At 33.5% G+C, this 11792-nt stretch carries 10 protein-coding genes; 4 read left to right on the plus strand and 6 right to left on the minus strand.

The features are described 5' to 3' along the window. The 4 genes from CO050_05150 to CO050_05165 all read left to right on the plus strand — a co-directional run. On the plus strand, positions 1–100 hold a 100-nt coding region (locus tag CO050_05150), incomplete at its 5' end, for a DNA methyltransferase (protein PJC30780.1). A gap of 4 nt (positions 101–104) precedes the next feature. Then, a complete protein-coding gene (locus CO050_05155) occupies positions 105–926 on the plus strand; it encodes a phage antirepressor protein (protein ID PJC30781.1) in 822 nt (273 codons plus the stop codon). 6 nt (positions 927–932) lie between these two features. After that, a complete protein-coding gene (locus tag CO050_05160) occupies positions 933–3605 on the plus strand; it encodes a type III restriction endonuclease subunit R (GenBank protein PJC30782.1) in 2673 nt (890 codons plus the stop codon). Next, on the plus strand, positions 3605–4528 hold the full coding sequence (locus CO050_05165; GenBank protein ID PJC30783.1) for a hypothetical protein: 924 nt from the start codon (positions 3605–3607) through the stop codon (positions 4526–4528). The genes CO050_05160 and CO050_05165 overlap by 1 nt, the downstream gene beginning before the upstream one ends. Before the next feature lie 14 nt (positions 4529–4542). Here CO050_05165 and CO050_05170 read toward each other — a convergent pair whose 3' ends face one another. From CO050_05170 to CO050_05195, 6 genes are all read right to left on the minus strand, one after another. After that, positions 4543–5715 (minus strand): DegT/DnrJ/EryC1/StrS aminotransferase, encoded by a 1173-nt coding sequence (locus tag CO050_05170; protein PJC30784.1) that lies wholly within the window; start codon positions 5713–5715, stop codon positions 4543–4545. After that, a complete protein-coding gene (locus CO050_05175; protein ID PJC30785.1) occupies positions 5699–6940 on the minus strand; it encodes a hypothetical protein in 1242 nt (413 codons plus the stop codon). The genes CO050_05170 and CO050_05175 overlap by 17 nt, the downstream gene beginning before the upstream one ends. Before the next feature lie 4 nt (positions 6941–6944). Further along, positions 6945–8192 carry a hypothetical protein gene (locus CO050_05180; protein ID PJC30786.1) on the minus strand — a complete coding sequence of 416 codons (1248 nt, stop codon included), beginning with the start codon at positions 8190–8192 and terminating at the stop codon, positions 6945–6947. Continuing rightward, positions 8170–10278: a hypothetical protein gene (locus tag CO050_05185; GenBank protein PJC30787.1), complete on the minus strand. Its 2109-nt coding sequence runs from the start codon at positions 10276–10278 to the stop codon at positions 8170–8172. Before CO050_05185 ends, CO050_05180 begins: the two co-directional genes overlap by 23 nt. Then, the gene (locus CO050_05190) at positions 10275–11003 is read right to left on the minus strand and encodes a hypothetical protein (protein ID PJC30788.1); all 729 of its coding nucleotides are present in this window, start codon (positions 11001–11003) and stop codon (positions 10275–10277) included. The genes CO050_05185 and CO050_05190 overlap by 4 nt, the downstream gene beginning before the upstream one ends. A 2-nt stretch (positions 11004–11005) precedes the next feature. Next, a partial coding sequence (locus CO050_05195) for a hypothetical protein (GenBank protein PJC30789.1) occupies positions 11006–11792 on the minus strand: 787 nt, incomplete at its 5' end.

Here is an 11792-nt window from a genome sequence, read left to right on the forward strand (position 1 = left end):
CGCTTTCAAAGACGCTCAAAAAAGCAAAATGAAAATTGCAATCAAGGTGATTGATATATTCGGCAACGACACGACCAAGGTTATTGAGGTGAATATTTAATCCTATGGAAACAACAAAAATAGCATTATTTAAAGGCAAAAAAATTAGAAAAAAGCTATTTCAAAATGAGTGGTGGTTTTCAATTTTGGATGTTATCACAGTACTTACAGATAGTCCTCAGTCTAAAACGTATTGGGCAAAAATGAAAGAACGTGATATAGAAATGTCCCAACCGTTCCCATTTTGGGAACAGTTGAAACTTCCCGCAGAAGATGGAAAAATGCGTAAAACTGATTGTGCCGATACCGAGGGAATTTTTCGCATTATTCAATCTATCCCATCGTCTAAAGCTGAACCATTTAAGAGATGGCTGGCAAAAGTAGGGTTTGAACGAGTTAAAGAAATAGAAAATCCCGAACTGGCAACAAAAAGAACTAGGATACTTTACAAACTCAAAGGGTACCCAGACGATTGGATAGAAAAAAGAATGCGTGGTATTGCAATTCGGGAGGAATTAACAGATGAGTGGCAAAAAAGAGGTGCGAGAGAACAAAGGGATTATGAAATATTGACAGCGGAAATTTCTAAGGCTACTTTTGGTATAACTCCGAGTGAATACAAGAAAGTAAAAGGCTTAAAACGAGAAAACTTGCGAGATCATATGGATGATTTCGAACTTATTTTTACTATGCTGGGTGAAAGGTCAACCACAGAAATTCACCGCAATGAGGATTCCAAAGGTGTTAATAAGTTGAAAGATGATGCAAGAGTTGGTGGAAAAATTGCAGGGAACGCCCGAAAAGAGCTGGAAAATAAACTTGGACGATCAATTGTTTCAAAAAAAAACTATTTACCAACAAAGAAAGGCAAGAAAAAACTTACATAAAACGCTATGGCATTACACAAAAATTTTCCAAAAGACAAATTTCAAATACTTAATCCGTCAATCAGGTGGTTTCCGGCAGATGAAGATTTACGCAAAGAGGGTTATGAAAAACTTTTACCTCCTTTTGTACCAGAACTGCGAGAGCGTGTTGCCGAATGGCGAAAAAAAAATTATGAAGGCGCAAGCGAAACCTCAAAAGCTCTTTTAAATTGGTGGTTTAAAGAATTGCACACAATTTATGCCAAAGACGGCACGAGCGTTGCATTCCAGTATTATTTTGCCCAAAGAGAAGCGGTAGAAACGGTTATTTGGATTTATGATGTTGAAAAAGTCGTCAATAAATACGATTTGATTAAGTTTGATAAATTAGGACGAGTAAGCCCGAATATGTTTACCGAGGACTGGCTCCGCTTTGTGATAAAAATGGCAACCGGAAGCGGAAAAACAAAAGTCATGAGTTTGCTTTTGGCTTGGTCGTATTTTCATAAACTTTATGAGGAAAATTCAGAACTGGCCAAAAATTTTTTGCTTATCACCCCAAACATCATTGTTTTGGATAGAATAAAAGCTGATTTTGAAGGATTAAAAATATTTTATGAAGATCCGATTTTGCCTGACAACGGTTATGGCGGACAAAGCTGGCAGGACGATTTTCAAATAAAACTGCATTTACAGGATGAAGTCGGCACGATTTCAAAATTGGGAAATATTTTTCTGACCAATATTCATAGAGTTTATGAAGGCAGTATCTTTGAGCCAAGTTTTGAAGATGATGATACATCGGATTATTTTTTGGGTGATAAGGTAGTCGGCAAAACCAATGATTCAAAAATTGATTTGGGCGAGATTGTCCGCGATGTTGATGAGTTAATGGTTATCAACGACGAAGCGCACCATATCCACGACCCAAAAATGGCGTGGTTTAAATCTATTGAAGATATACACAACAGATTATTACAAAAAGGCAAAAAATTAGCTTTACAAATTGATTTTACGGCCACGCCAAAAAACAATCGCGGGGAAATTTTTGTGCAGACCGTTTCTGATTATCCTTTGGTTGAAGCCATACATCAAGGCGTGGTAAAAAATCCAGTTTTGCCAGATCAGGCAAGTCGTGCAAAACTGCAAGAAAAACAAAGCTCAATATTTTCCGAAAAATACGAGGACTATATCCGGCTTGGAGTTGAAGAATGGAAAAAGACATACAAAGAACTTGAACCGACCGGCAAAAAATCGATTCTCTTCATAATGACGGACGACACAAAAAATTGCGATGATGTGGCGGAGTTTTTAGAAAAAAGCTACCCGCAACTAAAAGGCGCGGTTTTAACTATTCACACAAACAAGAGCGGTGAGATTTGGGAAACTGTTACCGGCAAAAAAGAAAAAGAATTGCAGGATTTGAGAAAGAAAGCCAATGAGATAGACAGCATGGAAAGTCCTTACAAGGTGATTGTATCCGTTTTAATGCTTAAAGAGGGCTGGGATGTCAAAAATGTAACGACAATCGTTGGTTTGCGCCCTTATGGGTCAGATTCAAAGATATTGCCGGAGCAAACATTGGGTCGCGGACTGCGCCGAATGTTTTTTGGCCAAGAGGTGCAAGAATATGTGAGCGTTATCGGTACGCACGCATTTATGGAGTTTGTGGAATCAATCAAGGCGGAAGGCGTTGAGCTGGAAAAAAGAAAAATGGATCGCTCCGGCTCGCCAATTACCCCGACTGTTATTGAAGTTGATAATCAGAATGAAAAAAAAGATATTGAAAACTTAGACATTGAATTGCCGGTTTTGACGCCGAGAATACAAAGAGAATATAAAAATCTTAACTTGCTGAATGTTGCGGGATTTAAGCACAAAAAAATCTCAATAAAAGAATTTAGCGAGGAAGAAAAGAAAGAAATTGTTTTTAAAGAAATAATTGACGATAAAACTCACCATACAACAATTTTGAATAGCTCTGTTGAACCAAACTATCAAAGCGTCGTCGGATTCTTTGTGCAAAGAATAATGAAAGAACTGCGCCTTTTTGGTTGCTACGACATACTTTTTGGCAAAGTAAAAGAATTTATCAGTGATGATTTGTTTAGCGAAGGCGTTGATCTCAATGACGCAAATATTTTGAGGAATTTGTCTGAATTGGAAGCAGTAAAAACTATCGTGGAAACATTTAAAAAGGAGATTAACGATTTGACTGTACAAGATGTTGGCGATACAGAAATAAAAAACTATCTGAAAGTGAGTAGTGCCAGACCGTTTGTTGTTACTGATAAAAAATATTTATTACCCAAAAAGAGCGTGTTCAATAAAATTGTTGGTGATAGTGATTTTGAGCTTGAGTTTGCTAATTTTTTGGAAAGTGCTGATGATGTGCTTTCTTTCGCAAAAAATTATTATGAAATTCATTTCAAAATTGATTACAGAAACTCCAGTGGAGCGATTTCCAGTTATTATCCTGATTTTTTCGTAAAGATAGATAATAAAATGATTTATATCGTGGAAACAAAAGGACGTGAAGACTTCAATGATATTGAAAAAATAAAAAGATTAGAACAATGGTGCCAAGACGCAAGCGAGAGGCAGAAAAAAATTGCCTACAAAATGCTATATGTTAGGCAGGAAGAATGGGATAAATACAAGCCGACAAACTTTGGGAAACTGGTAGAAATTTTTAAATAATGTCCGATCAGATTGTGAAAAATGATATTACAAGTCTGACTATTGTTGTTTCTACTTATAATCGTTCAAGCAGCCTAGATGATTGTCTAAATTCTTTATCCAAACAAACTGATCCTGATTTTAAAATACTAATAATCGACGGGGATTCAGATGATAATACGCCAAGAGTTATAGCCAAATACAGTAAAAAATTATCTATTAGAGTTATAGTTGATGGAATTGCCCATCTCTCGTATATACGAGATCTTGGCTGGAGGAAAGCCGATACCAAACTTGTTGGTTGGATAGATGACGATGTAGTGGTTAGCAAAGGCTGGGTTAAATCAGTAAAAGAGGCATTTAAAGTTAAATCTGTTGCTGGAGTAAGTGGTCCAACGATTATTCCACATAAATTACTTAATAATAGAGATGTTTTTTATTTTCATAGATCAAAATCTTTTCTATCAACAATATATTTTCATCTATTTATGCAAGGAGAACGTTTCGGGATTGGAAAAATATATCCATCAGGCGCGTGGTCACCGGGGTCTAATTTTCCCCAGTCGCTAAAGATAAAACCTCGTGAAGTAGATTATTTAGAGGCATGTAATTTTATTATTCGCAGATCTGTGCTGAAAGTCGCAGATGGTTTTGATCTGAAATATATTGGAACTAGCGAATGGTGCGAAGTAGATCTGGCATTTCGTATACGAAAAGTAGGTCGTAGACTTCTTTTCGATCCTAAAGTTGCGGTTTCGCATTGTATTAGTACTGGTGGAGTCTATGCGAGGCGCAACAACGTCACCCATAGATTAAAAAATTTTCTTATGTTTTATCTGTTTTCATATTATCCAAAATCTGTCATAGGCTGGTTTCTATTTATGTTTTATCTACTTTATATTTTAACCTATTATTTATATCTTTTTATTAAAAGACGTATATGAGGTTTTCGATTTTTCTATACAAAAATATTAATCATCTGGTTTACTTCTCGCTCTGAAAGTTCTGGGTTATTAGGAATATATAGTCCTAAATTATTGACTATTGTTGCATTTGGTAATGTTACATGTGGAGATGTCACATACTTTTTGAAAAATGGTTGTTCTATTATATTTCCACCAACTATTGGACGAATCTCTATTTTATTATTGCATGAGTTAATTACTTTTTTGCGAATAGTATTATTTTTACAAATAAGTGGAAATGCGAAGTTAGAAAGAATATCTAAGTGATGTGATTTTATAGGATGATATTTATCTGTTAGACGGTATAATTTTGACGCTAGTCTATCATAGTTGGTATTTCTTATGTTTACTATTTTATCTAGGTGTCTTAGTTGCAGATTGCCAATATATCCTTGTATTTCAGTTGGTCTAAGATTATAACCAAGATCGTAAAAAGTATATCTAGAGTAGAAGGAAGTTGATACATTATGAGACTGACGAAGGTTTCCTTGTTCTGTCGTTGTAAGGTTTCTATCCCAACCATGGGCACGAACAATTTTCAACATTTTTGAAAGCTCTGTGTTGTCGGAGCAAATGGCTCCGCCTTCGATTGTTGACAAATGGTGACCTACATAAAATGAAAATGTGCTGGCTAGTCCATAGTTACCAAGCTTTTTACCTTTATACATAGACCCAAGAGCTTCGCAGTTGTCTTCAACTAGTATGATATTTTTCTTTTTGCATATTTCTGCAATTTTGTCTAAATCATCACAAAATCCCAATAAATTAGTAATAAAAAGAAGTTTAAGATTGCTCTTTTTAAGCACGCGTAAAAGATTTTTGCTGGATACATTTAAAGTGTCTAGCTCTATATCTATAGAAATTGGTTTTAGACCAAGTTGTATTAGAGGCATTACATTTGTTGACCAAGTAATTGATGAAAAACCGACAAGGTCACCTTTTTTTACTAGATTGAGATTTAAAAGAGATTGTACTACTGCGAGATTTGCAGAGCTTCCACTATTAACGAGTATAGCGTGTGATCGTCCTTGCCACTTTGCGAAGCTATGTTCGAATTTATTACATTCTTTTCCAAAACTTAATTGCTTGGTTTTATTTATAAATGCTGATAGTTTTCTCTTAGTATCTTTTTCTTTGTAAAAAGTTGACTTAATTAGTTTTATCATATGCAATATTGATGCTATTGAATATTTTTAGCATGCTATGAGTGTAATCTTCCCATGAGTAGTTTGCAAGTATATAATTTTGTGCTGTTTCCCCTATTCTTTTACGCAGTTGACAGTTACTCGAAAGCTTAAGAAGTCTTTCAGTTATGAGATTTGGTTGTCGTGGTTCTACGAGTAGTGCATTATTGTTATCGGTTAATACTTCATGAACTCCTGAGCCTTTAGATACGATGCAGGGTTTTCCTAATGCCATTGCTTCTGTTACTGCAAGACCCCATGTTTGTTTGTCGTTAGGGAATATGAAGATATCGCAGGCATTATAGAATTTGAGTAGTTCATGTTCTTCTACGGATTTTGTTATAAGAGTTATAATAGTATCTAGTTTAAGCTGTTTGATTAGGTTTTTTGTGTTTTGGTAGTAGTCAGAATTTAGGCTTTTTTCTCCAATAATAATATATTTAATAATTTTGTTAAGTCGAGGTTGAGACTTAATGATATTCTTTATTGCAAGTATTGAGTCTTCATATCTTCTGTGAGGAAAAAAAATTCCTACAGATAAAATTAGTAACTGTTTATTTGTTACTTCTAATTTTTTTCTGAAGTCTGTAAATTGTTGTTTTGATTGAGTGAAATGTCTTAATTTATTTCTATCTAAACCGCTTCTTATGACAAACGCTTGTTTTTTATATATTTTCCTAACTAATCGCTTAATTCTGTTGTCTAAAACAACGATTTCATTAGCTAACGTACGAGTTAAAAGTATATCGATATGACGAGTAATTTGATCAAATGAAACAAAAGAATTACTACCCTTTGAGTTATTCACATGCCATAAGTCATTGCATGTCCAGATAATTATTGTCTTTTTAAAATTAAATAATTTGGCAAAAAAAGCGATCCAATTTGCTGGCCACTCATGAGGATTTAATATGTCGTAATTATAGCGAGAAACTGTATATCCCATTTTTACTAAATTAATAAAGTGGTTTATTTTAATCAACAACGGATACCTTGATGTGCTCAATATATTGTTGCTTATGACATGCTTTAGTGTCAATATTTTGAGCTTGTTGCACAAATTCCAATAGCATTTTTTACGATTGTAATTAATTGTATATACTGTAATCTCATAGCCTTTTTTTTGTAAGTTTTGGGCAAGTTGTAGAAATTGACGTTGCCCTCCGCCTTTTGTATTTAGAGCTCCAATGATTAGTGCTATTTTCACTGAGTTAGTTAAGCATGAGTTTTTTAAATTTATGCATTATATTTGCTTCTGAGTAAGTATTCAATACTGTTTTGTAGCCATTTAATCCGAGTTTATGATTAAGTTCTTTATTTGTAGTTAGTATATAAATAGCTTGCACAAGTTGATCAGTATTCCCGGATTCTATTAGCAATCCTCCTTTTGCTTGTTGAATAATTTCTCGAACAGGTGGAATATCAGCGCCAATTACAGGTTTCTTTTTGTACCATGCCTCTAGATATGTTAACCCAAAAGACTCACAGATAGAAGGCATACAATATAAATTACATATTTCAAAGACAGTTTCTTTCAGATGGTCATCAACAAACCCCAGATCTATTAAGAACTTGCTTTTTAAATTGTTGGTAATTTCATTCCAATGTGGGGTGCTATTACCAATAGCAATTAGTCGATAAGAGTTATCTTGCTTGTACAGCTGGTTCATAGCTTGTAATAAAACATATGCTCCTTTGGGTTTAATTTTGCTGCCTGCAAAAAGAACAACTTTCTTATTACTAAGTCCATATTTATTTGAAAATTTTTCTACTAGTTGCTTGATATGGACAGTCCCCTCGTTTTTTGGTTGGCTTATAAAGTAAGGAAGATGAATAAATTTATGACTTGGTACATTAAATTGTTGTTGTATTGAGTTAATTTCAGCCTTAGTGGATACATGTACTTTATCAACAATGTTAAAGATATGTTGTAGTTGGGAGTTTTTAAAATCAGACATTTTTTCATGATAGTTTGATCCAAGAATAATTTTTGGTTTTGGAGCCAGATTTTTTGTAGCAACTATTACTTGTTTATTGATATATGCAGGTAGTGGAGATGAATATATAATATCAAACTTTTGTTGTTTAAGAAGTTTTGATAGACCTATTAAATGAGGGCCGCAATAGTGCAGTTCTAATTTATTGGTTATTATTTTTGGAAGAAAAATCTTTAAGTATCTAACCAGAATCAAGCTTATAAAAGAGGCAATATGGAGACAAGGTAGACGATAAATCTTGACGCCGTTAATGCAGTTAAAATTTTGTCTTATCTGCTTTCCCAAAAAAGGATCATACCACCAGCGAGTATTGTATCCGTTTGCAGTAATAATACTACAATCATATCCCATATTTGCCAGTGACTCGGCATATTGTTTGATAACTAAGCCAGATCCCGAAAGAGATACTGGTAGGTAAAATGGCGTTACAAATACAATTTTATTTTTTCTTAACATAATCATTTATAAATATAATTAAAAATGAAGTTAGTAGAAGTGAAAAAGCAATTATATTTGACCTAATAATAAAGTAAAGATTTTGATGGAATTGATAGATTAGCAGTATTTGCAGAAGTGTGAAAAATAAAAGTGGGAAAATAAATGTTTTTGTGTTTCTAGCTAAAAAATAACTCAAAAACGTTTGAATTAAGACAAGTAGAGTAGAACTAATTCCATAAAATACGAGATAATTATATACACTAATAAATTTATTTCCAAATAATAGACCAATACTATATTCGGGTATTGTTCTAAAGACAACCAAAAATATGCAAGATATAGGGATTATTATAGACAATGCGGCTAATAATATATATGTTTCTTTGCTCTTTTTTTCCGAGTAAGAAGATGAAATCATCGGAAAAATTACCGCGATAATAGGAGCACTGCTTAACGTAATTAGCCTTCCAATTGTTGTCAACGCTGCGTATTGTCCTGCAATTTCTGCTGATAAATAATGCTTTGCTAAGATCAAGTCTATTGTGGATAGTATGGAAAATAATAAGGTGGTGATAAAGAAAGTTTTTGCATAATTATAAATAGAGTCTTTGATATCAAAAGCCTTTGCAGAAGTAGGTATATTGCTTTTTGAAGGTTCTACATTTATTGATGAGTATTTTTTCTTAATTATCATATTTACATAAAAATATGTGAATATAGTACCTATTAAAAAAGCAGAAAAAACACCGGAAATAGAAAAACCAAGTACAACTAGCACGATTCCTATAACTAGTTTACTTGCTGTAGCGAGTATGGAAGAGGTTGTAAATGAAATGAAATTTTGCAATCCTTGCAATGTTCCTATTCCAACCGCGGCCAACATAGTTATGGGAATACTTAACCCAAAAATAAGCATTGGAAGTTTTGAAACATGTAAAAATGATGATAGAAATGGCACAAATAAGTAATAAACACCTAGTAAAATAGAACCTATAATTAATGCCCTTCTTTTTCCATAATTAAACAAGCTAATGGCATTGAAATGTTGTTTTTCAGAGTTATATCCGGCTGTGAATTTTGCCATTATGTTTGTTGTCATTTCAGATGGGATATTAACGATCGCCAATAAGCTAAATATGGCTAACATTTCTCCGTAATATTTGGGTCCCAGTAAGCGAGCCATAGATAATGCAAAAATAAGGTTTAAGACATTTGTAATGTTGTTGCCAATAAAAACAACACTACTATTTTTGAGTAAATTGGTAAATATTAAGCTAAATCTTTTATGAACGAGTCTTGGTAATAAATCAGATATTTGTAGCAAAATAGCACTAATTATTTGAATAGGTAGAACTGTAAATATCTTAAGTATGTTTAAATTATTGACAATTGTTATTATTCGATTACGTCTATGGTAGAAATTTTGTTTTTTAATTGAGATATTTCTTTTAAAAGTTAGTGAGCCTTTATGGTATACAACTGCTTCATAACAAGACCAGCATTCATAGCCATTTTGTTTTGCTCGTAGGCATAAATCAACGTCCTCATAAAAATAATGGAAGCTAGTGTTAAATCTGCCAATTTTATTAAATAATTCTCTATTAATAATAAATGCTGTGCCGTTTACATAGTCGTATTTTGTATTATGGTTATATTGTCCTTTGTCGATTTCATCTCTTCCAACTGCATGCGCAATGCCCAAATTATCATATCTTCCCCCAACATTATCTATAATATTTGGTTTGTCATAAAGAAGTATTTTTGGCTGAACTAGTATTTTATTATTCTTTCCAATAAAACTTACTAAGTGCTTAATGCAGTTTTTCTCAACAGTGGTGTCGCTATTTAAGAAAAAGAGTAATTCTCCTGTCGCTTTCTCTGCAGCAAAATTACAGCCTCCAGTAAAATATAGTTGTTTATTTGAGCGATACAGCTTTACCTTGGTTTTATTGCCATATTTTTTGATAAGTAGTTGATAACTGTTATCGGTGGATGCGTTATCAAGGACGATGATTTCAATATTTAGATATCTTGATTTTAATACAGAATCAATGCAGTTCTGAATAAAGTTTTTACCATTGTAGTTTAATATAATTACAGAGACTTTCATTTCTTAGCAATTATACAGACTGTTGCTCCTTTGTCATCTGTTTTTTTTGCATTTTTATAGTAGCTATAAATTAGGTTTTTAAAGTAGCCTTTGTAAATACGAAAGTAGAGTAATATATCCCAAAGCTCGGCTTCTTGCTTAGTTATGTAGTAATATCCTTTATCTACCATTAACTTATGTTTAGCTAGGATATTCTTCCACTCTTCAATTGAGTGAGTATTAAAGTGAGAGTATTTTTTATCTCTTAGTTTGCCATAAATCTTTGAGATGTACTTTAAGCCAAGTTTAGAAAAGATACTGTATTTGTAGAAATTATGACTTGGTGTGGTGAAAACAAATTTTCCACCTGGTTTTAGAACTCGGTGGACTTCACTAAAAACTTTGTCAATTTGCCCAATGTGTTCAATTACGCAGTTAGAGAATACTAGATCCACGCTTTTATTGGGTAAAGGTATTTTTCGAGCATCTCCTATGATTACCTTTTTGTATACACCACTTTCTTTTGCTAGTTTAGCAAAGAACTTGTGGTTATCTAAGCCAATGTCTAGTTTGCGGCTAAACACTATAGCGGCAGTAAGTCCTTCTCCACAACCCAAATCCAATATTCTTGCATTGGGTTTGGTAATCTTTGCAAGATGCTGTTTTAACAGTTTTAGCTCGATACTGCGAAATAAAATTGTCGAAGGAGCTTGAAACTGTTCTACTTTCTCAAATAATTTATCCATTCTTAATACGGTTTTCCTAAGACATAAGAAATACCTTTACCAAAATACCATTTTAATGGTCTCTTGTCTTGTATTTGCTTCATCCAGCTATTATCCGAATAAGATCTTTTTAATAACAGCTTAGGTAATTTTGTGATAAGGGAAACATAGGCAAGAATAATCATTCCTGCTTTAGCAAAATTTAGCTTAAACAAAAACATAACAAATAACTCTACCCAGGCAAAGCTCACTGTCAGAAACATAACTACTCCATTTAAGCCATTACCATTTTTAATCATGGTTGCTAAATGATTACGACAGCCATAAAATGTTATTTGAGTTTCCCATTTTTTGCTAATTTGTTTATGCTTTGTGCCATAAGCATGATGGACAGTATCAAAGGGTAAGAAAACATAACGTAACCCGGCTTTCCAGATGCGCCAGGTTAAGTCCGGCTCTTCCCAGTACATGAAGTAACTTTCATCAAATCTCCCAAGCTCTAGAAATAGTTTTTTTCTAACTATCATTGCCGCGCCTTTACCGCTAAATATATCGGATACTTTATCAAATTGACTTTGATCGATCACTTCCTGGGCGCGCTCTGCCAAAAATCCAAAAGGAGTTAACTTGTCCCCGGCTGAATCAAATTTATTAGTTCCAAGGCGCAAAAGTTTTAATTGCCCACCTCCAATATCTTTATGTTGATCAAGATATTTAATGGTTGTTGCCAAGAAGTTTTTATTGACGGCTTTCGTGTCGTAGTCTAAGAAAAGTAAATATTTCCCGCGTGCTTTTTTAGCTCCAATATTG

Source organism: Candidatus Roizmanbacteria bacterium CG_4_9_14_0_2_um_filter_38_17 (assembly GCA_002788855.1).
Lineage (GTDB): Bacteria > Patescibacteriota > Microgenomatia.

Bases quoted from the DNA above. Each gene is read 5' to 3' on its own strand.
- CO050_05155 (PJC30781.1), top strand. From the start codon at position 105: ATGGAAACAACAAAAATAGCATTATTTAAAGGCAAAAAAATTAGAAAA.
- CO050_05170 (PJC30784.1), bottom strand. From the start codon at position 5,715: ATGATAAAACTAATTAAGTCAACTTTTTACAAAGAAAAAGATACTAAG.
- CO050_05180 (PJC30786.1), bottom strand. From the start codon at position 8,192: ATGATTATGTTAAGAAAAAATAAAATTGTATTTGTAACGCCATTTTAC.
- CO050_05160 (PJC30782.1), top strand. From the start codon at position 933: ATGGCATTACACAAAAATTTTCCAAAAGACAAATTTCAAATACTTAAT.
- CO050_05190 (PJC30788.1), bottom strand. From the start codon at position 11,003: ATGGATAAATTATTTGAGAAAGTAGAACAGTTTCAAGCTCCTTCGACA.
- CO050_05185 (PJC30787.1), bottom strand. From the start codon at position 10,278: ATGAAAGTCTCTGTAATTATATTAAACTACAATGGTAAAAACTTTATT.
- CO050_05165 (PJC30783.1), top strand. From the start codon at position 3,605: ATGTCCGATCAGATTGTGAAAAATGATATTACAAGTCTGACTATTGTT.